General features: G+C 62.4%; 33 protein-coding genes. 2 read left to right on the forward strand and 31 right to left on the reverse strand.

The annotated features are described in order from the left end of the window. Positions 1–137 precede the first annotated feature (137 nt). Positions 138–515 (forward strand): hypothetical protein, encoded by a 378-nt coding sequence (locus tag MU449_RS06855; protein ID WP_244737276.1) that lies wholly within the window; start codon positions 138–140, stop codon positions 513–515. A gap of 12 nt (positions 516–527) precedes the next feature. Here the strand turns inward: MU449_RS06855 and MU449_RS06860 are convergent, their stop codons facing one another. The 31 genes from MU449_RS06860 to MU449_RS07005 form a co-directional block, all read right to left on the reverse strand. Further along, complete coding sequence (locus tag MU449_RS06860) at positions 528–932, reverse strand: DUF6950 family protein (protein ID WP_244737278.1); 405 nt, start codon at positions 930–932, stop codon at positions 528–530. After that, a complete protein-coding gene (locus tag MU449_RS06865) occupies positions 929–1498 on the reverse strand; it encodes a hypothetical protein (protein WP_244737280.1) in 570 nt (189 codons plus the stop codon). The genes MU449_RS06860 and MU449_RS06865 overlap by 4 nt, the downstream gene beginning before the upstream one ends. A gap of 11 nt (positions 1499–1509) precedes the next feature. Beyond that, positions 1510–2172 carry a hypothetical protein gene (locus MU449_RS06870; RefSeq protein WP_244737281.1) on the reverse strand — a complete coding sequence of 221 codons (663 nt, stop codon included), beginning with the start codon at positions 2170–2172 and terminating at the stop codon, positions 1510–1512. Further along, entirely contained in the window at positions 2169–4652 is a 2484-nt protein-coding gene (locus tag MU449_RS06875; protein WP_244737282.1) for a tape measure protein, read from the reverse strand. Before MU449_RS06875 ends, MU449_RS06870 begins: the two co-directional genes overlap by 4 nt. Continuing rightward, positions 4652–4786 (reverse strand): hypothetical protein, encoded by a 135-nt coding sequence (locus MU449_RS15790; protein ID WP_280517638.1) that lies wholly within the window; start codon positions 4784–4786, stop codon positions 4652–4654. The genes MU449_RS06875 and MU449_RS15790 overlap by 1 nt, the downstream gene beginning before the upstream one ends. Positions 4787–4962: 176 nt before the next feature. Then, entirely contained in the window at positions 4963–5262 is a 300-nt protein-coding gene (locus MU449_RS06880) for a hypothetical protein (protein WP_244737283.1), read from the reverse strand. A gap of 59 nt (positions 5263–5321) precedes the next feature. Then, complete coding sequence (locus MU449_RS06885) at positions 5322–5753, reverse strand: phage tail tube protein (RefSeq protein ID WP_244737284.1); 432 nt, start codon at positions 5751–5753, stop codon at positions 5322–5324. Beyond that, positions 5746–6126 carry a tail completion protein gp17 gene (gene gp17 / locus MU449_RS06890; RefSeq protein ID WP_244737285.1) on the reverse strand — a complete coding sequence of 127 codons (381 nt, stop codon included), beginning with the start codon at positions 6124–6126 and terminating at the stop codon, positions 5746–5748. The genes MU449_RS06885 and gp17 overlap by 8 nt, the downstream gene beginning before the upstream one ends. A gap of 9 nt (positions 6127–6135) precedes the next feature. Further along, positions 6136–6609 carry an HK97-gp10 family putative phage morphogenesis protein gene (locus tag MU449_RS06895; RefSeq protein WP_244737286.1) on the reverse strand — a complete coding sequence of 158 codons (474 nt, stop codon included), beginning with the start codon at positions 6607–6609 and terminating at the stop codon, positions 6136–6138. Beyond that, positions 6606–6941 (reverse strand): head-tail adaptor protein, encoded by a 336-nt coding sequence (locus MU449_RS06900; RefSeq protein WP_244737287.1) that lies wholly within the window; start codon positions 6939–6941, stop codon positions 6606–6608. Before MU449_RS06900 ends, MU449_RS06895 begins: the two co-directional genes overlap by 4 nt. Further along, complete coding sequence (locus tag MU449_RS06905; protein ID WP_244737289.1) at positions 6941–7486, reverse strand: head-tail connector protein; 546 nt, start codon at positions 7484–7486, stop codon at positions 6941–6943. The genes MU449_RS06900 and MU449_RS06905 overlap by 1 nt, the downstream gene beginning before the upstream one ends. After that, positions 7483–7782 carry a hypothetical protein gene (locus MU449_RS06910; RefSeq protein WP_244737290.1) on the reverse strand — a complete coding sequence of 100 codons (300 nt, stop codon included), beginning with the start codon at positions 7780–7782 and terminating at the stop codon, positions 7483–7485. Before MU449_RS06910 ends, MU449_RS06905 begins: the two co-directional genes overlap by 4 nt. 67 nt (positions 7783–7849) lie before the next feature. Beyond that, positions 7850–9094 (reverse strand): phage major capsid protein, encoded by a 1245-nt coding sequence (locus MU449_RS06915; protein WP_244737291.1) that lies wholly within the window; start codon positions 9092–9094, stop codon positions 7850–7852. Positions 9095–9104: 10 nt separating this feature from the next. Continuing rightward, complete coding sequence (locus MU449_RS06920) at positions 9105–9959, reverse strand: head maturation protease, ClpP-related (protein ID WP_244737292.1); 855 nt, start codon at positions 9957–9959, stop codon at positions 9105–9107. Continuing rightward, positions 9956–11251 (reverse strand): phage portal protein, encoded by a 1296-nt coding sequence (locus MU449_RS06925; protein ID WP_244737293.1) that lies wholly within the window; start codon positions 11249–11251, stop codon positions 9956–9958. Before MU449_RS06925 ends, MU449_RS06920 begins: the two co-directional genes overlap by 4 nt. Before the next feature lie 10 nt (positions 11252–11261). Then, positions 11262–12944: a terminase large subunit gene (locus tag MU449_RS06930; RefSeq protein WP_244737294.1), complete on the reverse strand. Its 1683-nt coding sequence runs from the start codon at positions 12942–12944 to the stop codon at positions 11262–11264. Positions 12945–12947: 3 nt separating this feature from the next. Then, on the reverse strand, positions 12948–13397 hold the full coding sequence (locus MU449_RS06935; protein ID WP_244737296.1) for a phage terminase small subunit P27 family: 450 nt from the start codon (positions 13395–13397) through the stop codon (positions 12948–12950). 129 nt (positions 13398–13526) lie between these two features. After that, positions 13527–14174 (reverse strand): P-loop nucleotide/nucleoside kinase family protein, encoded by a 648-nt coding sequence (locus tag MU449_RS06940; RefSeq protein ID WP_244737298.1) that lies wholly within the window; start codon positions 14172–14174, stop codon positions 13527–13529. A 344-nt stretch (positions 14175–14518) separates the two neighbouring features. Then, positions 14519–15496 carry a DUF4238 domain-containing protein gene (locus MU449_RS06945; protein WP_244737299.1) on the reverse strand — a complete coding sequence of 326 codons (978 nt, stop codon included), beginning with the start codon at positions 15494–15496 and terminating at the stop codon, positions 14519–14521. Positions 15497–15561: 65 nt separating this feature from the next. Continuing rightward, positions 15562–16203: a hypothetical protein gene (locus MU449_RS06950; protein ID WP_244737300.1), complete on the reverse strand. Its 642-nt coding sequence runs from the start codon at positions 16201–16203 to the stop codon at positions 15562–15564. A gap of 59 nt (positions 16204–16262) precedes the next feature. Next, positions 16263–16778: a hypothetical protein gene (locus tag MU449_RS06955; RefSeq protein ID WP_244737301.1), complete on the reverse strand. Its 516-nt coding sequence runs from the start codon at positions 16776–16778 to the stop codon at positions 16263–16265. Then, the gene (locus tag MU449_RS06960) at positions 16778–17464 is read right to left on the reverse strand and encodes a hypothetical protein (RefSeq protein ID WP_244737302.1); all 687 of its coding nucleotides are present in this window, start codon (positions 17462–17464) and stop codon (positions 16778–16780) included. The genes MU449_RS06955 and MU449_RS06960 overlap by 1 nt, the downstream gene beginning before the upstream one ends. Next, positions 17461–18111 carry a hypothetical protein gene (locus MU449_RS06965; protein ID WP_244737303.1) on the reverse strand — a complete coding sequence of 217 codons (651 nt, stop codon included), beginning with the start codon at positions 18109–18111 and terminating at the stop codon, positions 17461–17463. The genes MU449_RS06960 and MU449_RS06965 overlap by 4 nt, the downstream gene beginning before the upstream one ends. After that, positions 18008–18886, reverse strand: a complete 879-nt coding sequence (locus MU449_RS06970) for a helix-turn-helix domain-containing protein (protein WP_244737304.1) — start codon at positions 18884–18886, stop codon at positions 18008–18010. Before MU449_RS06970 ends, MU449_RS06965 begins: the two co-directional genes overlap by 104 nt. Further along, positions 18883–19131 (reverse strand): hypothetical protein, encoded by a 249-nt coding sequence (locus MU449_RS06975; RefSeq protein WP_244737305.1) that lies wholly within the window; start codon positions 19129–19131, stop codon positions 18883–18885. Before MU449_RS06975 ends, MU449_RS06970 begins: the two co-directional genes overlap by 4 nt. Further along, a complete protein-coding gene (locus MU449_RS06980; RefSeq protein ID WP_244737306.1) occupies positions 19131–19340 on the reverse strand; it encodes a hypothetical protein in 210 nt (69 codons plus the stop codon). The genes MU449_RS06975 and MU449_RS06980 overlap by 1 nt, the downstream gene beginning before the upstream one ends. After that, entirely contained in the window at positions 19337–19924 is a 588-nt protein-coding gene (locus MU449_RS06985) for an MT-A70 family methyltransferase (protein ID WP_244737307.1), read from the reverse strand. The genes MU449_RS06980 and MU449_RS06985 overlap by 4 nt, the downstream gene beginning before the upstream one ends. Before the next feature lie 68 nt (positions 19925–19992). Continuing rightward, positions 19993–20187 carry a hypothetical protein gene (locus tag MU449_RS06990; RefSeq protein ID WP_244737308.1) on the reverse strand — a complete coding sequence of 65 codons (195 nt, stop codon included), beginning with the start codon at positions 20185–20187 and terminating at the stop codon, positions 19993–19995. A gap of 53 nt (positions 20188–20240) precedes the next feature. Continuing rightward, positions 20241–21065 (reverse strand): ParB N-terminal domain-containing protein, encoded by an 825-nt coding sequence (locus MU449_RS06995; RefSeq protein WP_244737309.1) that lies wholly within the window; start codon positions 21063–21065, stop codon positions 20241–20243. Then, entirely contained in the window at positions 21062–21286 is a 225-nt protein-coding gene (locus MU449_RS07000) for a helix-turn-helix domain-containing protein (RefSeq protein ID WP_244737310.1), read from the reverse strand. Before MU449_RS07000 ends, MU449_RS06995 begins: the two co-directional genes overlap by 4 nt. Next, a complete protein-coding gene (locus MU449_RS07005; protein ID WP_244737312.1) occupies positions 21274–21762 on the reverse strand; it encodes a hypothetical protein in 489 nt (162 codons plus the stop codon). Before MU449_RS07005 ends, MU449_RS07000 begins: the two co-directional genes overlap by 13 nt. Positions 21763–22196: 434 nt before the next feature. Here MU449_RS07005 and MU449_RS15930 point away from each other — a divergent pair, with 434 nt between their 5' ends. Further along, the gene (locus MU449_RS15930; protein ID WP_425310143.1) at positions 22197–22520 is read left to right on the forward strand and encodes a helix-turn-helix transcriptional regulator; all 324 of its coding nucleotides are present in this window, start codon (positions 22197–22199) and stop codon (positions 22518–22520) included. Positions 22521–23114 lie beyond the last annotated feature (594 nt).

The raw sequence follows: 23114 nt of genomic DNA on the forward strand, positions 1-23114 counted from the left end.
ACGCCGCCCCGACCGAAAGCACGAGCGCGGAGATAGGATCGGCAGCGGCGGGGGTGACGGATAAGAAGAATGCCGCACACGTGAGAGCGTTACGCAGAATTCGATAGGTCATCCGCGATCGCCCCTTTACGATAATCATGCCGGATGTGCGGCTGAAAAGATTATTTGAGATACAGATGAATCCAGACCCGCTCGACGATATCGATGGCCTCATTACGCTCGCGATGAGCGGCGCCGGGTCACCGTTATTGACCCTGCCGCAACTTGAAGAACTTCTGCCCGTCCTGGCAGACAGACGGCTTTTTGTCCCGTCGATGGAAGTTGCGACCTATGAGCCAAGCGGAAAAGCGTATGCCGATATGGACCTGAGCATCATCGGACTGGATGGCGACCGGGATTGGGATGCCCATCGAACCCCAGCCATAAGCGTAGCATTGTTCGAAGAGCGGTTCGCTGAAATGAAGCAGTCACCAAATTCCTATCAGATAAAGATTTGGCTGGATGATCACGAATAGATCGCAATCAGACTAAGCCGCATACCCCACACCCCATATTCCCAGGACTTCATTCTGCGGGGCGTGAAACACCACCCCCGGATCGGCCTTGCTGGCCCAGCCATAGGCCGACCACACCGCGCCCACATGGACGTTGCGGCCCAACCGCAGGACGGCGATGTCGCCCTCCACCGCCTCGGTCACGCGGGGCATGCCGATCGCTTCCAGACAGCGCCCCATCAGCCTCAGCGGATCGGTGATGAACCGCGTTTCCCTTTGGCAGGACGCCCGGTCGTCATAGGTGAACCGCACATCCACCGCCGGATCGGGCCAGCCCGCCACGACACACCAGTCGGCAAGCGCGAGAATGCAGTCCAATTCCCCCCAGACGAAGGGCAGCGCCCGCCAGCGGTTCAACTCGGCATAAAGCGGGGTCATCCGAACAGGCTCACGTCGTTCTCCATTTCCTGCGGGATGTATTGCAGGCTGGGGTTTGCCCGCCCGATCAGCCGCGCATGATCGGCGGTGTTGTAGACCTGGCGGCGCTGCTGGTTTCCGTTCGCCCCGACGCCCTCATAGGTCAGGGTGATCGATCGCTGCGCCGGACCGTCGAGGTTGAAGGTCAGCCCAGTCTGCCGCCGCGTCATGAACAGGATCGGGGGGAGGGTGGGGCGACCGACCTCCTCTAGCGAGGCCAGCGGCTGGACGAAGAACTTCACGGGCAGCCCGTAGATGTAATCGACCCCAAGCGCCTTCATCTGCGCGATCGTGTCGGGTAACCCGGGATCCTGAATGAAGGTCAGCGACAATGTCCCGCGCGGGGCAATGTCGCCGATCAGTATCTCGTTTGCTCCACCGCCTAAGATGGACGATCCGAGCCATTCCCGGTTCGCCACGTCGGTAAAGGTCCCGTCCATCCCGAGGATAAACCGATACGGCCCATCGGTGGTGGTGACCTCCACCAGTGGCAGGACCGCGACGACTTCGGCACGACTGTCGAGCATGACGGCCTCCTTTACGGGCGCCCCGGCCCCTGCCATTCGGCAAAGGACAGGTCGACCTGCGCGTAGCCGTCCGGCCCCACGTCGATCGCGCCCATGCTATCCTCGGTCGCGCGGAAGATGCCGTGTGCCCGAAGGTTGATCGTCTGATGCGCCACCGCGCGGCGGCGCAAAGGTGGCTCGATGGTGATTTCCGCCGTCCGGTTGCCAGGCGCACCATAGGGCTGCACATCGACTACCACATACGGCCAGTCGGCAATGCTGATGAAACCCCCGACACGGATCGGGTCAAAGCCCATGGCGGCGTTGACCGCCGTGCTGCCTGCCGCCCGGTCACCCACGACCTTTGCCGTGGGCCCGTCGCCATAGGCCCCGTGCAACGGCCGCCCCGCGTAGTCGGTGCTGCCATACGCATCGGCGATGTCGTCCCGGTCGATCAGCGGCAGGCGGTAGAGATTAACCCGCCCGCGCGCCTTCGCATTGGTGGCCCGCCACAGCCGGAGCGCATCGCCCCACAAGCCGAGCGCGGGCGAGCCGACCCAGCGGGGGAACGGGCTGGCGAAAATCTGCTCCACCCCGTCCAGCCCCTCACCGGAGCTTTGCCCCCGCCAGTCGATCCGCCAGTCGCAGTTCAGCTGGCGCATGACCCCGTGAGGGATCGGTATGATCGTGTTCATCCGGTGATCCTGCGCCTCTGATTGTCCGCCATCAGCCCCGGCATGCGCTGCTGCTGTACCCGGGCCATCTGGCCATCCATCCGGCCCGCCTCGTTACGCACGTACCCGGTGACGTTCCCGTTGCGGGGATCGATGCCGACCATGACCCGTTGCAAGCCCGCCTGCGCTTTGCCTGCCGCATCCGCCATTCGCTTGGAGATGTCGTTCGGGATCACCTGTCCCCCCTTCGGCAGGTTGACGATCTCGCCCCCTCGTTCATGCAAGGCCGTCCATCCGCCGCGCCAATTGTTGGTGCCATTGGCATTGCGCCCGATGCCCATGCCGGACAGCAGAGAACCAAAGCCGCCACCAGAACCAACACGCCCCCAGATCGAATTGAACCCCGTTTGGATCATCATGTCGGCCAAACCGGTGGCGATCGATTTCAGCACATCCGTGAAGCTGCCGCCCTTGGTGATGAACTCCGACAATGCTCCACCAACGCTGTCCCGCCATTGGGTGGTAGCCGACTTCAGATCCTTAATATTCTGGATCTGGCGCATCTGCTGATCAATGATCTTGCCGTTGGCCGACTGGGCCTCAACCCCGGCCTCCTGCTGTTTCTGCCAGATCGAGGTCTCGAGGTCGGTCATGTTGGCCGTGACCCGCGCCTCGTTCAGCTGGGTGGCCAGATCGTTCAGCACAGTCATCGAGGCAATGCCCTGCGTGAGCTTGCTGATCTCGCGCCCAATGGCCGAGGCTGCACCTACACCGGCATCCCGTAGCGCCTGCCATGTGGTGACCTGCGCATCGGTCATGCCCTTGGTCTGCTGGAGCATGGTGAACTGCTGGCGCAGGGTGTCGACAACATCCTTGATCTTCTTCGCCGCCCCGCCTCCGGCCCCATCGCCCGCCCCGCCCGGGGTCGTTCCGCCGGGGACATCGGGGATCGTCGGCACGATGTCATCCGTGGGTTTCGTCAGCAGGTCGCGGATCGCGGCCAGACTTTCCAAAGGCGCACGGGCGGGTTCCCACGCCGCGGACGCCCGCGCGGATGCGTCCGTGGCCGCTTCGGCGGCATCATTGCCCGCCCGGTTAAGGTCAGACAATTCCTGCGCCAACGGCGACTCCGACAGGTTCGTGCGGAAGGTCTTGTTGATCGAGGCATTCACCTTGCCGAGGAACCCGGCAAAGGTCGCCAGCATGTCATGCAGCGCATAGCTGAACTCGGACTTCATCCCAAGCCATGCGGCATCCATCGAGGCGACCATGCTGGTCGCCCCCGCCCCGATCCGGTCCCAGACGTCAATTGCCAAATCTTTCAGAAGGCCGAGCGCGTTTCCGAACCCGCCCGATGCGCGCACCAGATCGATGAACTTGCTGACGAGATACCCGGCCGCTACAACCGCCGCCCCGATGCCCGTGGCGATGAGCGCACCGCGCAGGGCGACCAAGGCCCCCGACAGAAGCTTTACCGCGCCCGCCGCCAGGGCCGAGGTTCGGCTGGTGGCCCCGAGGGCCATGTTGAGCGCGATGGTCTGCTGGACCGCCGAGATGGATGCCTGCACAAAGCTGATCCCGACAGCGAGTGCATAGCGCGTGGCGATCACCCCGCCCGCGATCGCGGCGGTGACGGCGATCTGCTGGAACACCGCCGCGATCGTGTGGCCGTGGGTCGTGACGAAGGTCGCCAGCGATGACATGGCATCGGCCACCGCGACAAAGGCATTGGCCACCCCGCCCGAAGCCATGAACACCCGGTCGAACGCGCCAACCAGAGTGACGAAGCTGTTGCGGATCAGGGTGATCCCATCGCCGATCGTCGCGGGCATGTCGCCCGCCTCGCGGCGCAGATCTTCCAGACTGCCCAGAAGAGCGCGCGAGATCACGTCGGCGGTGATCTTGCCGTCCTTCTGCATCTGACGCAGACCGCCCACGGTGGTGCCGAGTTCGGCTGCCAATGCCTTCGCGATCCGGTCGCCGTCCTTCAGGACGGTGTTGAACCCGTCCCCTTCCATCTTGCCCGTCGCCATGGCGTCGGTGATGGCTTTAGTGACCGAGGCCGCGCGTTCCCCGCGTGTGCCGTTGATCACCAGCGCGTTGTTCAGCGCCTCGGTGAAGTCCAGCTGCCGTTCGGTCGAGAACCCCAGTTCCTTCAGCGCGGTGCTATTGCCGAGAAAGGCTTCGGTCGTCTGCCCGAGATCGGAATAGGACTTCCGCGCCATCTGGCTGATCCGCGCCATGACCGCCGGGGCGGCTTCCATGCTGCCCACGGCATTGCCGACCCGCGCCGACAGGTCCGACCATTGATCGGCGGCGCGGGCGGTAGCGCCGACCGAGACAATGGCCGCAAAGGCAACGGCCACTCGCTTGGCGATCCCGGCCATATTCGACTGGAATGCCTTCGCCCGCTTCTCGGATTTGGTGAGCCCATTTTCAAAGCTTGCGCTGTCGAGGCCAAGGTTGACGCGCAGGGCGCCGATGACGGACGATGCGGCCATTACGCCTCCTTCACAGCCCCCCATTGAATGGCGAGGGCGTTGCACATGGCTTGTTGCGTTTCGGGCGTCTGCGGCTTGCCAGCCTCAAGGTTTCGCCCGAAGACTTTCTCGAACGAGGGCAGCTTGCCAGCCATCGCACCGCCCGTCAGGGCGGCGGTGTTCCACGCCTGCCGGTTGTTGATCTCGATCTGGATATCGATCTTCGCCCGCGCTGCCCGGATCAGGGTGACGTAAAGGCGGGGGGTCAGCTTCCAGAACCCTCCCGGGTCGAAACCCGCCGCAACGTATTCGCTCAGCAGGGCAAGCGGTGTCAGGGGCGCGTGCCCGTCTTGCTCCGTTTCCGCGCCGGCTTCCCGTTTCCCGAATCCCCAACCTCCGGACTGGCGATAGAGATTGCGCGGGCGACGGCATCGATGTTCTCGGACATGATCTTTCCCGCCAAAGGCAGTGTCATCTCTTCGTGGAACTGCTTCAGGGCGGCCCACATCAGGATGCGCATGTCGGTGATAGACACGTCACCGATCTTCTTCTCGATTGCCTCAAGGGTCTGAAGGGCATTCTTCCCCGTCTTCTCCTCAAAGTCGCACATGGCGTTGAAGTCGAGCGCCATGGTGTAATCTTTCCCCTCATATGTCAGGGAAATTTCACCTTTGAATGGGTTCGCCATTGTCAGGCTCCCCCGGCCGGAGCCGCCAGTACAGGCCGCCCGCTTGGTTTGACGGTGAAGGTTGCGGACATTTTCTCGTCCGCCACGACATCGTTGATTTCGTAGCCGGTGACGATGCCGTCGAAGGTCAGGGTCACCTTGTTGGGGAAGGTGATCTGGCTTTCGACCGCGCCGTTCTCGAACGCCTCAAGCAGGATGTCCTGATCGGCCGGATCGAAGTTGATGGTCAGCGTGGCTTCGCCCGCGTCCTTCAGGCCGGGGATGTATTCTTTATACCCGTCCGGGCTTTCCAGGTGGGTGGCATCGACCGTATCGCGGGTGCGCCCGGGGGGCGTCAGGTTGGTCACCTCTGCCACCTTCTGGAATGGTCCGCTGCCGCTCATGCGAATGCCGTAAGTCGAAAGGTGGCCGATCTTGGCTTTGGTCTTAGCCATGGTGTGCGCTCCAATGTGTGGAAAAATCGAGGGAGGTTCGGAAGGGGCGACCCGGCGCGCTTGTCTCGTGACTGTCGCGGGTGGCGATAAGAAAGATGCCTTGGAAAGCGTCGTCAGCGTGGCCGTCCAGAGCGGCGATAACTGCGCGTGACAACAACTTCGCAACATCGAACTGCTCGGCATAGCAATCGACCTGAACGCGGCCTGCCCACAGCTTGTCCGGGCCACTCAGGGTCAAGCCCTGGGCACTGTCCACGACCGTCAGAACGATGCCCGGCAGCGTGGCACCTTGGGGGTGCGTGCCAAAGTTTATGCGGCTGTCGGGGATGCCGAGATCAGCCGCCCACAGCAAGGCAATGAACGCTTCTTCCATGCTGTTACCTTACAGCTGATAGTCTTTGCGCTGCAGCTTGGCCGCGCGGGCCGGGACGCGCTTTGCCGTCTTGTCGATCTCCTTGCCCATCTCGTCGCCCAATCGCGCAAGCGTCGGTTTTGCCTCACGGTCCCATGCCGGTCGCATGAAAGGCTGCGCGCCATGGTTGATGTTGCCGAACTCTTGGTTATGCGCGGACGACAGCGGACCCGCGCCAACGAACATCTCGACCGAGGCCTTGTCACTGCGGAACATCTTCCGGTGCATGGCCTTCTGGCGCTTGCTCAGCTTTGCGCCGGCCGTGACCGAGGGGGCGAGGGTTTCGGTATCACCCCGCGGGGCGAGCGAAGATCCGAGGTCGGCCATCGGTTGCGCGGCGGCCTTCAGCGCGCGACGCATCACACCCTTGGCCGTGGACTTCTTGAACTGCTTCAGTGCGGCATCGAGTTCCCTGAACCCGCTGGTGCGAACGGTCAGCTTCATGCCTCTTCCCTCGCCACGCCTGTGATCTCGATTGCCTCGCGGCGCCCGATCTCCTTGATGCCAACGATGTCGAATGTGGTGCCGCCCTCAGTTAGCTGATCCTTGGTCGTGATCTCTCGCGTGAACGCATTGGACCGCACGACGAAGCGGGCAGATACTCCGGAAAATACAGTGTCGCCCGCAGCTTTCTCGGCATCGGACATGTCCTCGCGGGACGCCCATACCCGACCACCGAATGGGGTCGGTTCGCCGGGGCGCGACGCGAACGGCGTCATAATCTCATTCGATCGCAGAAACTGCACGCGGCGGTTCAGGCTCCCGGCGCGGATCATCAGACGCGCACCGCGCGGATCGGACCCAGCAGGGCGTTGACGGCGAAGGGGAGGGCGGTCGCAATCGTTCCGGTCACCACAGCTTCCCGGTTGGCGTACCAGTGCCCGACCAGCATCTTGACGGCTTGGGCAACCACGGGTCGCAGTTCACGGGGCATCTCAGCCGTGAACCGAACGCGCAATGGCCCAGGGGCGAGAACGCGCGGTGACACGGTTGTGCCGAGCGCATCATGGCGGATTACCGAACCCAGCACCTCGATTTCCGCGCCTTCCGCATCGACGCGAACCACCTCCAAGTCTGTAATGTCGGGCAGGGCAAGCCGAACTGGCCCGACCGTCGCGAAGTCCTGCTGCCACGTCTGCGACAGGATGCATCGCCCAAGGATGCCGTACCATCCATCGAGGTGCGCCATGGCGGCATCCCGCAATGATAGGAGGAGGGCATCCTCCTCCTGCACCTCATCCGCCCGGCATTGCAGCCGCAATTCCTCGAGGGTCACGATCGACCCTTGAGGCGGGGTCACCAATACCGGGCGCATGATCATTTCGCCTTTTTGCCGTAGGGCGTGGGGTCCAGCCCGAGACCCGCAAAATCGACGTCGTTCGGCGTCCGGCGGGCGGGGTCGTTCATGTCGATCTGGTTCTGCGCGGCCGTCGTCCCCGCGCGAGGATTGGCGTCGATGCTTTCGTGGCTGACATCGACATCACCGGTGATGGAGGGTTCGATGATCGCGCCGGACGCATCCTCCAGCGTGGTGGCGGGCGCAGGATCGGCGATACCCGTCGCGTTCGCCTCATCGGCCGGGGCTTCGGTTTTGGTGTCGGTCTTCTTCGTGGCCATGATAGCCTCCTCTGAATACGAAAAGGGGGCCGTTGTGGCCCCCTCTGGTCGTGTCGTCTCCACCGGCTTAGGCGGCGGCCCCGGCCTTTACGACGCGCAGCACGTCGGGGTTCAGCAGGCCACCTCCCACACGTTTCGTCGTGTAGAAGTGAACGAACGGCTTGTTGGTGAAGGGGTCCCGCAGAACACGGACCCCAACTCGATCGATGATCATGTACCCCCGGCGGAAGTCGCCGAAAGCGATCGGGAAGGCATCCGCGGCAAAGTCCGGCATCGCGGGCATTTCCGTGATCGGATACATGGCCAAGGTCGCGGGCTGCCCTGCCTGGAAGGACGGCTGCCAGAGATAATTGCCCTGCCCATCTTTCAGCTTCCGGATCGACGCCTGCGACTTCCGGTTCATCACGAAGCGGGCGTCGGCCGAATACTCGTTCGGCAGATCGTAGATCAGGTCGATGATCTCGTCCGCGGTGATGCCAGTGGCGGCCGCCGTCGTGACGCCGGTCTTGATCGCGCCCCAGGGGTGGGCGTTCGCATTGGCGCCGCCCTCGACATAGGTCAGGAACCCGGCGGGCTTGTTCACTCCGTTGCCCGCCACGAAGGCCATGCCCTCCTGATAGGAGAACTCGAGCTCGACCTCTTCCGCGATCCACGCTTCCAAATCCACCTCGGCGTCGTCCAGCATTTGCTGGGTGGCGGCCGGGTTCGCGTAGATTTCGCCGGTGTTGTAGGTCATCTGCCCAAACGTCGGCGTCGACGTCTGCGGGCGCGGAGCGGTTTCGCCCACCCATCCCGAGCCCATGCCACGGTTGTTGAACAGCTTGGTGAATCCATTCGTGCTGATGGACTGGACCGTCGCCAGCGCCCGCATGGGCGAGACCTGAACAAGGCGGTTGGTGATCGTGCGATCCCATTCCACCGGCGCGAGATACCCGCCCTCGGGCGCAGTGCCCTTGGTCAGCGATGCTTCGATAGCCCCCTTGCGGAAATGGGCCCGGAACGCCTCGGAGTATTCGGGGTCGCGGATCTCGCGATCGCCGCCCCCATTCAGCTTCGCGGCGGCCAACTGCGCGTTGGCCTGATCGACGGCCCCTTGAAGGTTCGCGATGTTGGCGTTGATCTTCTCCAGCTTGTCGGTTGTGACGACGTCGTCGAACTTCGCGGCGATTTCCTTGTCCTTGGTGGCGACAACCGCCTTGAACTCGGTCCAGTCGGTTTGCAGCGCGGTGATGACGCGCGACAGGTCGCTCGAACCATCGGCGCGTACGGCAACGACCCCGCAAGCCTTCGCGGGGGTAAAATGATGGGTCATGATTTGCCTCTTATGACCTGATGGTGGAACGAAGGCCCTCGATAAGGGCCACAAGGTCGTCAGCGTCGCGCGTGACGTTCGGGTCCGGAGCATCGCGCGTGCCGGACTTCATCTCCGACACGCAGGCTTTGGCCCGGGCGGGAGACATATTGCAGGAGCGCATGAGCGCGTTTTCAACGACACGTTCGGCGGGGATATGCTTTTTCGCGTCGGCAGAAACTTTGACCTTTTCAGGCTCGAGCTTACCAGTCGCCAATCCTTCGGAAATGGCCGATCCTGTGTTGAACATCGTGCCATCGCCACGGCGGCGGTCCATCCATGCCGCAGCTTTGGCCTTATCCACTCCTGCGCGTGCGGAATAGATTTCGGCCATCGCATCGTCGATCTCAGCCAGAAGTTCGCTTGCTGCCTCGGTGTCGTATTTGTTGCCGATGATGACGCCTGATGCATTGTGGACCATCAGGAATGAACCGTCGGCCATCAGGATATCATCTCCTGCCATCGCAATCACCGATGCGGCAGATCCTGCCATGGCGATGATGTTGATGGTCACCTTAGCCGGGTGGGCCCGCAGGAGGTTGTAGATCGCAAGTCCGCTAAAGAAGTTGCCCCCCGGTGAATTGACATAGACCTCGATGTCACGCGGGCCGATCGAGCGCAACGCGCCGGCGATGCGGCGTTCGGAGTTGTCGACCGCTGAATACGGGTCAATGCCGATCTGCCCGTAGATGGAGATGACCGCATCGTCGGCCGACGCCGCGACCAACGTGGGGTCAAATGCGTTTACGTTGTCGGAAGGCGCTTCAAAAGCGAGGGCGTCCGAATGACGGAATGCCCGCACTTCGGGAAGTTTGAGCAGGCTCATTCGGGCCTCCTTTGGGGTTGCTGTCCGGGGGCGGGGGGAAGGTCTTCCCGGTCGATGACTGGCCAATCGAACGAGTCGCGCGCCTCCTCTTGCGTCGCGATCGGGGCATGGCCGCCGGCGCCAAGCGCCTTCGACCAGAACTCCATCTGCTCGGCCATCGAACCGCGCAGCAGGCCGCCGGCGTTGAACTTGGCCTCCAGCTTATCTGCCTCGTCCTCGGTCAGCAGCGACCGCTCAACAGCCTGTTCCCACGCGGTGAACCACGGTGTCAGGCTGTACCGGACGAAGAGCTGACCCAGCACGTCGATCCCGGACCCCCACGACGTATCGTCGACGGCAAGCAGGGGGCGGGGCACGCCGAAGGGACGGGCGATTTCCTCGACCTGCTGCTTCCGCTGCTCAAGGTTCTGCGCATCTTTGCCCGTGGCGGTCGGGCGACTGTAGTCCATACCCTCCTCAAGGATCATATCCTTATGGGCATTCTCCGGCCCGCGTCTCGCCTCCATGCTGGCGGTCAGACGTTCATAGACTTCGGGCGACAGCTTGGTGGGGTGTTTAAGAACCCCGCCCACCATCATGCCGTTGCGGAACAGCCGTGCGGCGGCGCGATCCGTCTGGATGGCAAGCCCGATGGCATCCGCCGCGTTCTTCACCAGCGAGATGCCGTTGATGCCGTTTTCCGACAGGCCATAGCGAAGATGGAAGATATCCCTCTGTTCGTAGCTGACTCGTCCCGCCGACCCGCGATCGACGCGGTACCGCAGGGACCAGTCCGGGTTCTGTTCGACCGTCACGCGGTGACCCTCGATTGGCACCATTTGCAAGATCTTCGATCCGCTGCGGACGATCAGCGCATAGGCATCGCCGTCGACGAGGGCCCGCATCTGCATCAGGGTCCGAAACTCGAAGGCTGTTTGCCAGGCGTTCGGCTTCCGGTGCAGGATCCGGAACAGCGGATGGTCTTTGGCCTTCTCCTTCGTGTCCTTTTCGCGCAGGTGCAGGGGCAACATGCCGATTGCAAAGCTGATCAGCGAGACACAGCGAAGCACCGTGGTATTCTTCATCGCCACCTTGGAGGTGATGCTGATCCCCGCCTCGGACACGCCTGCAACGCCACCCCGCATGAAGTCTTTGAACGACGGGTCGTCGAAACCGTAGAACTCCCCGGACGAAACGCCGGACGCCATCACCTGCCCAACTGCGCTGCCGACAGGTTGCGCCGTAACGGTGGGTTCGATCCGGGCTGTCGCGTCGGAGGCCGGGGTGGGGCGTAGCTTGTCGAATAGTTTCATCGGCTACCCTTCACACCATCAGGATGCCGCGGTCTTCATAGACCGATGGCCCCTCATCTTCGTCGATCAGCCAACGACCGAGTGCCATGATCCGCGCAACAGGACCGTCGATCTTGTTTTCGCCGCGCTCTTTCGCCGGCCGATGCAGGTCCGAGGTCCGAGTTCCATTCACAACGTTCGACAGCATCCACGTGAAAGCAGGATCGCCGTCGTGATACATTCGGCCTTCCGCAATCAGCGCGTCCATAGCCCGCATGGGTTCGTTCATGGTCGAGGGGCGGTTACCGAACTCGACGCAGGTCACGCCCTTCTCCATCATCTGCACAGCCATTTGGCGGGAGTGCCAAGGATCGAACACCAGCTCGCGGACATCGAACCGTTCCAGGCAATCCTCGAGATCAGCCTCGATCACGCGATCATCGGTGACCGCCCCATCCGTTTCTATCAGCGACGGTCGAGGCGAATCCCTCCAAGTCTGAAAGTGCTCGTTATGGGGTTCGTCGATGGTTTCGGCGGGGCAGTAGTATCGCCCGAAGCACGCGAAGCCGTCCTTGTACCGAAAGACCAGCTCAACAGCGGTAAGGTCGCGTTTCTCGGCGAGATCGATACCGATGATGCATTCCTGTCCGACGAACATGTCGAGGGTCAGCGTAGGGTCGGCCGCCTTCTGATACCGCAAGACGTTGTAATAGGCGGCTCGGGACTGGACCCACACATTCAGGTGCTTGGTCTTGAACATGCCAGCCTTGCGGGGCGTGTTCATCGCCTCCCGCTGTTGGGCGAGAAGGAAGTCCTTTTTGATCGACACGCCGAAGTTCGGGTTGGCTTTCCGGATCACATCCGGCGAGGTCCAATCGTCGCCCTCATCGATGCCGTAGATCAGCGCGAACGTCTCGCTGTCGGGGCGGGTCCCTTCGAGTTCTTTCTGCGCTTCATCCTGCATCGCATAGCAGGGCCCAGCGATGTTATCGCCTGCCGTGGTGATCACCAGCATGAGCGGCTGTTCCCGCGCGCCCATCCCGGTTTCCATCGTGGCGAACAGGGCGTCGGTGTCGTGCTCGTGGTACTCGTCCACGATCGCGCATGATGGAGAGGCCCCGTCGCCCGGGTTTCCGATGACCGGTTCGAAGCGGCTGTCATTCGACAGAAGGTGAAGGTTCTTTGCGTTGACGGTCAGCCCATAGTGATCGCGCAGCGCGGTCTGCTTTTGCGCCATGAGCCGGGCAGGGCGAAATACCTCCCACGCCTGCTTCTCGGTTGTGGCGCCGCTATATACCTCGGCCCCAAACTCTTTGTCGGCCAGCAGCATGTAAAGACCGATGCCCGCAGCCAAGGCCGACTTGCCGTTTTTCCGGGGCACAAGCAGCAGCGCCTTCCGGTACCGCCGCGTGCCGTCCGATTTCCGCATCCAGCCGAACACCACCGCAATGAAGAACACTTGCCACGGCTCGAGGATCAGCGTCTTTCCCTGCCTTGCCCACTCGCCCTTGGTGTGAGGCATGAGCTGGATGAACTTGCAAACCCTCTCCGCCGCCTTCGGGTCGAACTTGAAGCGGAATGCCTTGTCCTTCTGCGACGCAATATCGTCGAGGTGTCGCTGACAGGCGAGCCGGACATACTTGGCCGCCGGTATCTTGCCCGACACCACGTCGCGCGCATACCGCGCGGCGACGCTGGTGGATGAAGCGGCCATGGCTCAGTCCAGATCCGCGAACGGATTGGATGCCGGTGCTTTCCCTGCCGAGACCTTGGATCGCGCTGCGGGGGTCAGCCCGAACTCGGCCAACAACGACTGCGCGTGCCGCAGGGCTTCGTTCCGCATGGCGACTTCCGGCCGCGCCTTCCACGGGCCATTCTTGATCCGATAGGTCCGCCCCTGGTCCTCGATCAGGCCGGTGAGGATCTGTATTTCCTCGAGGCGGGATGCCAGCATTGCCAGCGCGTCGACATCGTCGGGCGACGCGATGCCCATGCCGAAGATGATCGCCCCAACACGGTCGTAGATCTCGGCTCCAGCTGCCGACAACCACTCGGGCGCCGAGGCGAGCCCAACGTTTGCCACGGGAGCATCGGGGTTCATCCGACACTTCTGGGCTGTTCCGCCGACCAGCTTCAGGTGGTCCGGCTTGCGCTTGCGTCCAGCCATGCCACCCCCCCCTAAAAACTCATTTCATTTCGCACGCGCGTAAATGCGTCTGCCGTCCGCCGGTCCCACCGCTCTAACTGTGGACTTTTGCCCCCCCCGGGGGTGTTTGCGCATCGCGACGCCGCAATATTATTGCGCGGGACGGTGAAGGCGGAACCATCGGTTGATCGCGGCCATCTGCGAGGGCAGGGCGCTGAGGCGGGCAGGGTCGCCCCACACCCGTTGGTGGCAGGTCTCGGGATCGACCGTTACGGGACGCACCGCGCAGCCCGTGGCAGCCACCCAGCGATGGACCTCCCACGGGTTGGCGCAGGTTGCGATGATGATCGCAGGCTGCGGGCCTTGATGCGCTCGCAGGGCTTCATTGCGAGCCACCGCTGCAGCGCGCGCCTCATCCATTGTCCGGCCGTAGCGGGGGAGGCCGAGGCCAACCGCATACTCGTCAAGGTCATAGACGATCCCGCCCATACCCCGTGCGACTGTGGTCTTGCCTGAGGCAGGCGGCCCATAGATCAGCGTCGATCCATCGGGCAAGATAAACTGCTCTCCCGCAGGGAAGTCCAAGGCATCGCCAGTCCGCTCATTCAACATCCCGCGCCGCACCATCAAGTGGCGCAGATTATGCCCGAACCGATCCGCGATCCATTCCACCTTTTGCTTCAGCGAGTGACATTCCACGCAACAGTGCATGAAGTGATCCGTGGACGCCCCGGCAGGCCAGAACCGGTCCGGATCGCCGCGATGTGGGATGATATGGTCCACCACCACGCCGGGCACCACGCGCCCCGTTCGGTTCAGGCAGTAGCCGCATAGGGGATGCGCCCGGCGGAATTGATCCCGAAACCTTTCCCACTGTCGGGTGTATCCGCGCTCCCGCGCTGTTCCACGTGAGGTCTGACCACGGCGATGCCGATGGGATGCCCTGAACTTCATCCGGTGCGTCGAGGGGGCAGCGGGCATCTGGCCTCCATCATCAGCGCTCGGGCGGCACGCCCCCACCGCAAGGAACCGGGCGGGCCACCGGAGCGCAGAAATGAAAAAGCGCGGTATGGTTCCCCATCCGCGCAGCATCGTCCCGATAATGCCAAAATGACCATTTACCGGTGAATGTCAACTGTCATCTAACCGGGCCGCGCCTTTGCTGAGTAAGCTAGCATAGCGGCCGCGATCTTCCGTCTCTGATCAGCCGATGCTTGCGCCAATCTTGGCTGATCTTTCGTTGCTTGATGCTTTGAAACAAAGTCTAGCTGGCTATCATCCGCACCATACACGAACCGCACAGCGTAGTCGCAAACTTGTCGATTACATTCCCGTACCAGTTGCCGATGCGACATTGCTAGTATCGGTCGCAGTGCAGCTTTATCTCTAGCTGCAACGAATAGTCTCCTTGGGCCAATTGGAAGGGCCAAATGGCCTCCTTCAACCAATAGGCCGTTCGTCCTGATAATGGGGCGATCCGAAGTTAGAAAGTCAAAATCTGCGCCTGATATGTCAATGATATGCCATATCATGTTATAAATCGCGTGAGCTACTTTGCCGCCATCCATAATATGTACCAATGCGCTCATCGCTGACCGATCATGGACATCTGAGGACTGATTAGACAGGTGCTCATAGAACGACTTGGGGTCTTCAGCTTTTCGAATTTCTTGGTAACGCTCCTCCCATCGTCCAAGATCGTCCGATAGCAACAGATACCGCCAGGTATCTTTGAATGCTGCAATGTCCTCTGGGGCCCTCAACAGCAACGAATGAAGAAACATGGACCAACCGGTCCGGCACCTTGAATCCCACCGCGTTCGATTTCCTTGCTCTTCAATTAGCTTCAACGCGTCGGCAGCAGCGTTATCCACCGGGGAAAAGAATTTTGTCTCAATCTCGTTGGCTAGATCATTGTTAAGCCCCCTCAGCTCATACAGCTTTTCTGCGAATCCTGTCGCTGAGGGATACTTTCGTTTTGGCACGATGCGGTCATAAGGTCGGCTGTATTGGCATAGCTTGCCATCAGTCCCTGTCGCCCAGCGCGAAAGGTAGAAAGATGGAATGTAGTGATGGCGATGAGGCGGATTGGGGGGTGGGTTGTTGCTCAAATGCGTCATCGCCGGGCTGTCGTTTTCGATTTACTGATCTCGCTCCGTTATAGGGGATCAACCGGACCCAACAACTACTCAAACTGTCCGCGCCACGTTACCGCCAGTCCCCGCATTCCCTCCAGTATGCACTGAAGTGCGCGCACGATCGCGTCGGGATTGCGAACAGCCTCATCATCTATGACAGCCCGCTTGGCGATCGAAGCTGTTGTGCCATCGACATATCCCAACCATCCCTCGATTTGCATCAGTGCCCGCGTTGCATCCCGTTGGCGTTCTTCGGGCGATCGTTCGTCCAGTGGTGGGGTGCTGGCATCGGCCTCCATAGCCTCAACCGGCCGCAGAAGGCGAAGGCAGGCCGCGTGCCGCTTGGGTGCACCAATGGCAACATCGAATGCCGCCTGTGTCCGGCGCATGTGGCAGATCGCATCCCACAGCCCAGCGCGGTCATCGGCATCCAGTGGTATGGACGTTTGGGATAGCGAACGGCCCGCATGGCACCCATTCCACGGGGCGCGCATGTCGCGCATGTTTTCGGCTGTCAGCTCTTTGCCCATCTGGCGGCACCTGGTCTTGAGGGCGGGAATAGACGGATCGCGCTGCTTGTCCTTCCGCGATGTCCGGCCGTTCTTCTCGCGGCGCGGGGTATCGGCAAGCTCTATGCCAAGCAGCCCCTTATTCTTCTTCCGTCTGCGTTTCTCGGCGACGCTTGTCATGCTCAGTCCCTCGGGGTGGTGTTGCCCCGCCCAGCGCGGGCGAGGTCGGTATGCGTCGATCAGGCGGCGTGCTGTCGGCTGATACGGTCAGCGATCGTCTTGGCCTCGGCCTTCATGGCTCGGGCCATCAGGATATCGGTGCGCTTGGCCCGCATCAGCTGGCATAGGCGGACGTAGGAGACGCCCATTCCTGCCGCGGCTTCCCTGCGGCTTTCCCAGGTCATGGGGCCTATGGTCAGCGGCCTCCTTGCGGGCGATGGGGCGGTGCGCTTCCACCGGCCTTGCCCCAAGCCGATACCGTCGGCACGCCCTGCCCAGATCTGACTGTGCACATGGTCCTCATGCAACCCGAAGTGTTGGGCTGCGACAGTGGCGTTCTCGAACAGCTGCCCGCGGATCATCACCGTCATGCGCTGCCGGAACGGCGCCGCCCTCCGATCGGGCAGGCCTGCCTTGCGAGCAACCGAGCGCATGTACGACTCGGACCAGCCGAGCGCGGCGGCGATGCTTTTGCGGGTGCTGGTGTCATGGAACCACAGCGCCTTGAGTGTGGATATCTGTTCCGCGGTTGCCATCACGCCCCTCCCTTGTGCTTGGCGAGGGCGGCGGGCGCTGGCGGCGGTGGCATCCAGTGTGTGGGCTCAGCGTCTAAGGCTTCATTGAATGTGCCGCACACCCAACCGTTCTTGAGGCTGTGCCAATCGCTATCGCAATAGCGCCCCGCCTCACCACAATCGTGATGCGGCACGCCCCAATAGCAGTCCGTCCAGCGGGTGCCGTCCCACAGGTCGATAACCGTTCCATCCGTAGGGGCGGTCGCGATCGCTTGCCACCCTCCCACGTCCTCGGGTGGGGTGGTGAGGTCGGCGGCGGGGGCCGGATCACCATAGGGGTTTTCGACGGCCCGAATGGCATCACAGATGTAATCGGCGGCGACAAGATCAGCGGCTGCTTCAAGCCCTTCGGTAAAAGCCTGCGCCAACCCTCCATTCACCACGGGCGCGGGGGTGGGCGCTGCGGCACGGCTGGACAGGGCGGCAACAGCTTCGCGAAGCACAGGGTCTATTTTATCGCCACTGTTGTTCATCAGGTCGCATGCCCTGGTAAGGGAACCTCGCAACGCCTTGTTCTCGTGGTGCAGCCGCGCCACTTCGGCCTGCAAGCCCTCCACCAGCGCCGCGTTGTCTGTGGGCGCGGGGGTGTGATGATCGCAGTGGAATGCCCCGCAGGTGGCGCAGGCCGTCAGGTCGGGGGTGGTCATGCCGCATTCCCTCGGTTCTGGTGGTTCACCGCGTCGGCGATCATCTTGTTGCCCGCCCGCGCGCGGCGCAGGGCTTCCATCTCCGGGCTGTCGTAAGCCACGGTCTTGGACCAGTGCGGGCGGCGCTCCTCGGTGGTGCGGCTCTCGGCCTCGGCGAAGGTCCCGGCCATGGGGGCTGCGCGCACCGCCTCCATCCGCTGCGGGGTGAATCCAGCACGGGCGAGGATGCCTTGCGCGGCCTCGGCGCTGACCCGTTCCGTCTGGTCGGTCAGGGCCTGCTGCGAGGCGAGGCGGTCGCGGCGGGCCAGTTCGTCGGTGATCGGGCGCATGGCCTTGCCCACGAGGATGACGATGTCCCCCGGCGACGGGCGGCGTTGCATGGTCCGCGTCCAGTCATCGAATGCCCGATGAACCGCCCAGGTCGGGTAGGGGGCGAGGGCGCGCACGAACTCCTCGCGCACACCGGCCGCAACCTGCGGATCCTGATCGGGGGCGAAGTACAGGCCGAGGACCACGTTCACGCGGCGCAGAACCTCGCCGGAATCATGTCCGCCACGGATCGCGGCTTGAAGTGTCGAGGTGGGCTGTGCCGTCGGAGAGGCGATCGGCGAGGGCGTTGATGGACTGGTCAAAGCGTTGGCGGTCATGGGATGCTCCCTTGGCGCGTGCGGTGGGTTGAAGATCGGGGCGGGCGATGTCGGCGGCGACGCGCTGCATGGCCTGCGTGAAATACCGGAACGAGGTGGGCGGCGCGGGATCGGTGCGGCTGCGCATGACCTCGGTGATGATGGTGAACTGCTGGTCGTGGGTCAGGCCGAGAGCCGACCAGCGATCCCGCTCGGCCATGTCGGACATGTTGCCGAAGACGCGGCCCTGGGCGTTCATGGTGCTGGTGATGCCCATGGCTTCGAGCAGGTCCTCCCGCTCGGTCCGGCCATCGGCAGGCGGCTTTCTCGCGCCCGCGCTACCACCACCACCTTGTTCAAGGGTAGTTCCTAGGATGGTTTGGGTCCGGCTGACGGACTGGTAGGGGTCCGGCTGACGGACTAGTGGGGTCCGGATGGCGGAGGGGTCCGTATCTGGACTAGTCCGGCCCTCGGACTGGTCCGCATCGTCTTTTGACCGGTCACCGATCTCCGGAAAGGCCCGGATTTTGTCCAGCACCATCCGATAGACGACCGTGTGACCGTTCTTGCAGGCGCGGTGGCCAAGCTCGACCAGCACGCCCTCGGCGACCAGTTCCTTGACGATCTTGAACACGGTCGAGCGGGCAATCTCCGTCTCCTCGGCAATGGTGCCTTTGGAGCAGAAGATGCCGCCGCCGTTGTCGCTGGCCTTGTCGGCCATGTAGGCCAGAATGGCCTTGCGGTGGGATGATCCGGTCTTTCGGGAATAGACCAGCGTGGCGACCTTGAAGCTCATCCGGGCAGATCCCCGACGCTGAGCATGATGGGCGGGTGATCCCGACCGATGATGCTGACAATAATCGGCGCGCCGTTCAGCAGTGCCTCCAGCTCTGCCGGGGAGGGAAACCACGCTGTCAGCATCTTCGGGGTGTCGGGGCCGTTCACGCTGCAGGTGAAGGTCTCGTCACGTACAGCGAGGACAGCGTAGCCCTGACTCTCTCCGATGATTCGGGTGCTTCGCGCAATGCGACCGATCTCCATCAGTGCCCCCTGCGCTGCATGAAGTCGCCCCACAGCCAAAGCAAACCGGCAATGGCGAGGACGAGCAGGAAGAAGGCGACCGGCGCCCAAAGCGGCGCCAGCACCCACCACCACGACCAGGTTATGTGGCCGGTCAGCTTGAGGCCGATGAACAGCAGGGCGAGCGCGGGCAGGAACGTGCCGGCGGATTTGGTGGTTTTCTGGCTCATGGAATGGCCTCCTCGATGAGGAATTTCTGGGTTTCGTAGCCCCAGACGGTCCAACCCGGACGCTGCTGGCGGCTGAACAATTCGATGCGGCGCGCGGCGGGGAACCGGGCGTCGATGATCTGGTGGATCCAGTCCGGCTTGCGGCTGTGCTCGCGCTGCGCGCCGGGGATGATGCTGTCGGGGAACAGGGCAGGCCGCAGGCAGGGAAACGCACCCCGGCGGCAGACGTAGAGCATCTCGTGCCGGTTCCGCGCCCAATATCCCGTACCAATCCGGCTCTTCGTCCAGACGATCTGCGACTTATAGGTGAACCCCCACGCGTCCACGACATCGAACGCCTGGCGCGCGAATGGCACGGTCACCCACATCAGCAGGAGGGCATCCTTGGCGACGATGTCGCGCACGGGCATCAGGCCTATGTCCCGCACCGTCATGCAGTCGTAGTGGCGCAGGGCGTTTCGCCCCGGCTTAGCCACGCTGTTGGAGGCAAAGCGCCAAGGAGGATCGGCCAACACGATGTCGAACGGGCCGATCGGCAGACTCCCAGTCAGATTGTTCTGCGCGGGCAGACCCAGCGCGGCCATCGTTTCGCCGCTCGGTATGGACGTTGTTCCGGAAACCAGCATTTGTGGAGAATGATCGTTCCGCGACGTCACGGTTTGATTCCCCCTGGATCGTCCAACCACGCGAACGTCTGGCTGATATCGCCGCCGAACAGGCCGTCGTTGACGGGCACGAGGTTGTCGACGAGCTTGCGGTACGTCCGCAGGCCCACGTTCTTGCCGCTTCGGACAAGCCCGTAGGTGGTCTTCTCGGACGGTTTCTCGGGGTTAGGATGCGTGATCATCAACCGATCCCCCCCCCGGAGCGCATCGACGGCTTTCTCATACGAAAGAGGCATTACGGCTCTCCTTCGGACTGAGCGCGGCGGATCAGGGATACGAACGCAGCACGCCTCGCCAGCGCCTTTGCCTGCCCCTCCTGTTTTGCCACTCGATCGGCGACCTCGATCACAATCCAAGGCCGCTTTAGCCGTAGGGCGGCAAGAAGCGTCTCTGCACTGGCGGCCGTTTCCGCAGCTGCATTGATCCACGGCGAAAGCAGGGCGTCGGAGAAATTCGCGACGGAGTCGGGTTCGTATTCCGCCAGCGCTGACAAAGCGCTTGTGACTGACTTGCCTTTCCCATCTTCGATAAGCTTTCGTATCAGACCGACGGCAAACACCATCCGCGGCTTCTTCTTGTTGCTCGACCAGTTGACGGTCATCAGCTGGCAGTTTGCAGCGGCCACCGCGTCGTGGCATGCGACCGCCCAAGGCTCTCCGGCCGTCAGCGCAGCGCGGTAGACCAGCATTTGTCCCACGCGAATCTGCCGCGTGTTGATCTCGATAAAGGCCAAGGCCTGCTCTTCCGGCTGGACCAACGCCACCATCGCGGGGATCGCATCGTATCCGCACAATGCGGCGGCGTGCGCTCGGTGCTGCCCATCGATCAGGGCAAACTTCCCACCGAGAACAGGTGCAACGATGACAGGTGAAAACCGGGACCACTGGAAGTCGGCGGCAATTCGCCGAATGGCCGCGAGGTTTGAGGCAGCCAGGGGGCGCTGATACCGGTCATCGATGACAAGATCAGTGACCGACACCCACAGCAGTTGTGGAGCGGGCTGCGAGGCGGGAACCACGGGTTGCAGCCCTTCTACGCTGACGTGACGATAATGGGTCATGTCGCCACCTCGCCAGCCCACCAAAGGGCGGGCATTCCACCATCCTTGTTCTGTGCCTTTACGCAGCGGCAGGCTAGCTGCTCACGATCCACACGCCGGAATGCGCCACTGATCGACGCACGGGACACGCCCAGCGCCTCACCGATCTTCGAGAAGGTCAGCCCTTCGTGATCGCGCAGGTGCAGGGCGTGGAGTATCTGGGTGTCGGTCATTCCGGACATTTCAGCTCCACCACGTTCGGGCCCAGCGCGGCGCGCTTGGCGGTGAGGCGGGCACGAAGGCCCACACCGGCCTCGACGAGGTCGTCGGCTTCCTCGAGGGCGCGGTCGATGGTCTGCGGGCATTTGCTGCCCAGCGCGCCCAGCGCGGCGGCAACGGCCTGCCCGCTTTCCGATGCGACCGTAGCCGTGTGGGATGCGAGGCATGCGTCATACGCCTCGTCGATCGGCTGGAAGACCCCACCGGCCAGTGCGGCGAAATGGTGGGCCAGCACGGCGGCGCAGGCAGGTTCCATGCGGCTGATCTGGTCGAGGTAGTTGATGCCGATACCGCCGGGGCGGTGCTCGTTGATTTCTGTGCCGTAGGACAGCGTGGCGACGGAGACGCCGATCGCTTCCTTGATGGCCTCGAGGCCACCATAGGCGGCGTAGGTATCGCGGACCGCCGCTTGGACGGATCCGGTTCGGGAATTCCTCATCGTGAAAATCCTTGCGGTGACTTCACTTGTTTCGGGTGTTGCTCCGCCTCAGAACGATGCGGGGTAGGGCGGGCAGATGAAGGGTTGCGGACGATGGTGTCGGGTCAGTTGGACGGTGGGTCAGGCGGCGTGGTCACGCACAGCGTTTGTCTCCCGGCACGCGATAATGCCGTCCGATTGAATGAAGGCCATGACCCGGCCAGCCACTTCCAGCGTGCATCCATGATCAGATTTGAGGCGGCGATAGAGGCGACTGTTGCTGACCGCGCGGCTTGTTACGGTCGCGGGTGCAATGCCTCTGCGTTTGGCGTAGGCCTCAATTGCGGTAATGAGATCGGAGCGGGTCATATCACAATAAGGGACATTTATCCCCTAGAGGTCAAGGGATATTTGTCTTCTGTCCGCGAGGCGCGTGAACGGATATGAATTTATGGATGACACGACCATTCCGCGACGCCCTCATAGAGGCACTGGATGCCACTGGCTGGACCCTGAAGAGGGTCGCGGAAGAGTCTGGCGTGTCGGAGGAACAGCTAAAGAAAGTAAGGCAGGGGAAGAGCCGAAGCACTAACGTCGACGACGCTCTGAAGGTCGCCCACGTGTTCGGTGTTACCCTCGATGAGTTCCTTGGCGATGATACTTCCGCGGTGCGATCTGAAGCCGCGCAGCTGTGGATGCAGCTGAGCCAAGAAGAACGGGACATTTTGTTAGCTGCAGCACGAGGTCGCGCCGTTCTTCCCCCTGGGGCAGCGAGGTGATCTGCCGCAGCACCTTGCAGAGTTTAGCCACGTTCTTTCCTGCCACACCATTCACCCGTTTACGTTATGTTCTCAAGCTAGCTAGTCGCGGCGATGCAAGTCAATGTCAAATTAGGCTCCGATGGATTTGTAGGGTATCCTCAATGCTACTCACGCTTTCGGCTTTGGGATCGGAGATACACGCCACTACGGAAATGGGTTCTGGAGATGAATGTAGATAGACGGATCAATGAGCTCGAGAATGAGCTGCGCGACCTGCGGCAAGCCGCACTTATGATCATCGTCGGTATGGCAGAAACGATAACGAACTCGCCGGAGGGAAAGCGCGAACTCGCTGATGGCTTTGCTGATGCAGCCTCGAGGGCAACTGGCGCAGCTTCTGATCTATCGCGCGAAGTAGCAGAGATACTCTACAAAATCTCACGTCCTCCGCACTGACAGCTAAGCGATAGCACAACGCTCGGAGCAATATGGCCCTGGGGGTAACTGGATTCTTCGATCAGCAGCTGTAGCCACGTTTTCTTCTGAAGATTGCGTATCCAGCCTCCGAAGGCATGCTGACCTCGGGGATAAATATCCCTTATTGAGTTGACA

The sequence above is a fragment of the Falsirhodobacter halotolerans genome (assembly GCF_022899245.1).
Classification (GTDB): domain Bacteria; phylum Pseudomonadota; class Alphaproteobacteria; order Rhodobacterales; family Rhodobacteraceae; genus Falsirhodobacter; species Falsirhodobacter halotolerans.

Bases quoted from the DNA above. Each gene is read 5' to 3' on its own strand.
- MU449_RS06880 (WP_244737283.1), bottom strand. From the start codon at position 5,262: ATGGCGCTCGACTTCAACGCCATGTGCGACTTTGAGGAGAAGACGGGG.
- MU449_RS06930 (WP_244737294.1), bottom strand. From the start codon at position 12,944: ATGGCCGCTTCATCCACCAGCGTCGCCGCGCGGTATGCGCGCGACGTG.
- MU449_RS06975 (WP_244737305.1), bottom strand. From the start codon at position 19,131: ATGGAGATCGGTCGCATTGCGCGAAGCACCCGAATCATCGGAGAGAGT.
- MU449_RS06925 (WP_244737293.1), bottom strand. From the start codon at position 11,251: ATGAAACTATTCGACAAGCTACGCCCCACCCCGGCCTCCGACGCGACA.
- MU449_RS06945 (WP_244737299.1), bottom strand. From the start codon at position 15,496: ATGACGCATTTGAGCAACAACCCACCCCCCAATCCGCCTCATCGCCAT.
- MU449_RS06895 (WP_244737286.1), bottom strand. From the start codon at position 6,609: ATGAAGCTGACCGTTCGCACCAGCGGGTTCAGGGAACTCGATGCCGCA.
- MU449_RS06860 (WP_244737278.1), bottom strand. From the start codon at position 932: ATGACCCCGCTTTATGCCGAGTTGAACCGCTGGCGGGCGCTGCCCTTC.
- MU449_RS06875 (WP_244737282.1), bottom strand. From the start codon at position 4,652: ATGGCCGCATCGTCCGTCATCGGCGCCCTGCGCGTCAACCTTGGCCTC.
- MU449_RS06900 (WP_244737287.1), bottom strand. From the start codon at position 6,941: ATGATCCGCGCCGGGAGCCTGAACCGCCGCGTGCAGTTTCTGCGATCG.
- MU449_RS06990 (WP_244737308.1), bottom strand. From the start codon at position 20,187: ATGATCACGCATCCTAACCCCGAGAAACCGTCCGAGAAGACCACCTAC.
- MU449_RS06950 (WP_244737300.1), bottom strand. From the start codon at position 16,203: ATGACAAGCGTCGCCGAGAAACGCAGACGGAAGAAGAATAAGGGGCTG.
- MU449_RS07005 (WP_244737312.1), bottom strand. From the start codon at position 21,762: ATGAGGAATTCCCGAACCGGATCCGTCCAAGCGGCGGTCCGCGATACC.
- MU449_RS06910 (WP_244737290.1), bottom strand. From the start codon at position 7,782: ATGGCCACGAAGAAGACCGACACCAAAACCGAAGCCCCGGCCGATGAG.
- MU449_RS06935 (WP_244737296.1), bottom strand. From the start codon at position 13,397: ATGGCTGGACGCAAGCGCAAGCCGGACCACCTGAAGCTGGTCGGCGGA.
- gp17 (WP_244737285.1), bottom strand. From the start codon at position 6,126: ATGGAAGAAGCGTTCATTGCCTTGCTGTGGGCGGCTGATCTCGGCATC.
- MU449_RS06960 (WP_244737302.1), bottom strand. From the start codon at position 17,464: ATGACCACCCCCGACCTGACGGCCTGCGCCACCTGCGGGGCATTCCAC.
- MU449_RS06915 (WP_244737291.1), bottom strand. From the start codon at position 9,094: ATGACCCATCATTTTACCCCCGCGAAGGCTTGCGGGGTCGTTGCCGTA.
- MU449_RS15930 (WP_425310143.1), top strand. From the start codon at position 22,197: ATGACACGACCATTCCGCGACGCCCTCATAGAGGCACTGGATGCCACT.
- MU449_RS07000 (WP_244737310.1), bottom strand. From the start codon at position 21,286: ATGTCCGGAATGACCGACACCCAGATACTCCACGCCCTGCACCTGCGC.
- MU449_RS06980 (WP_244737306.1), bottom strand. From the start codon at position 19,340: ATGAGCCAGAAAACCACCAAATCCGCCGGCACGTTCCTGCCCGCGCTC.
- MU449_RS06865 (WP_244737280.1), bottom strand. From the start codon at position 1,498: ATGCTCGACAGTCGTGCCGAAGTCGTCGCGGTCCTGCCACTGGTGGAG.
- MU449_RS06955 (WP_244737301.1), bottom strand. From the start codon at position 16,778: ATGGCAACCGCGGAACAGATATCCACACTCAAGGCGCTGTGGTTCCAT.
- MU449_RS06920 (WP_244737292.1), bottom strand. From the start codon at position 9,959: ATGAGCCTGCTCAAACTTCCCGAAGTGCGGGCATTCCGTCATTCGGAC.
- MU449_RS06905 (WP_244737289.1), bottom strand. From the start codon at position 7,486: ATGATCATGCGCCCGGTATTGGTGACCCCGCCTCAAGGGTCGATCGTG.
- MU449_RS06995 (WP_244737309.1), bottom strand. From the start codon at position 21,065: ATGACCCATTATCGTCACGTCAGCGTAGAAGGGCTGCAACCCGTGGTT.
- MU449_RS06970 (WP_244737304.1), bottom strand. From the start codon at position 18,886: ATGAGCTTCAAGGTCGCCACGCTGGTCTATTCCCGAAAGACCGGATCA.
- MU449_RS15790 (WP_280517638.1), bottom strand. From the start codon at position 4,786: ATGGCTGGCAAGCTGCCCTCGTTCGAGAAAGTCTTCGGGCGAAACCTT.
- MU449_RS06965 (WP_244737303.1), bottom strand. From the start codon at position 18,111: ATGACCGCCAACGCTTTGACCAGTCCATCAACGCCCTCGCCGATCGCC.
- MU449_RS06870 (WP_244737281.1), bottom strand. From the start codon at position 2,172: ATGAACACGATCATACCGATCCCTCACGGGGTCATGCGCCAGCTGAAC.
- MU449_RS06885 (WP_244737284.1), bottom strand. From the start codon at position 5,753: ATGGCTAAGACCAAAGCCAAGATCGGCCACCTTTCGACTTACGGCATT.
- MU449_RS06985 (WP_244737307.1), bottom strand. From the start codon at position 19,924: ATGGCCGCGCTGGGTCTGCCCGCGCAGAACAATCTGACTGGGAGTCTG.
- MU449_RS06855 (WP_244737276.1), top strand. From the start codon at position 138: ATGCCGGATGTGCGGCTGAAAAGATTATTTGAGATACAGATGAATCCA.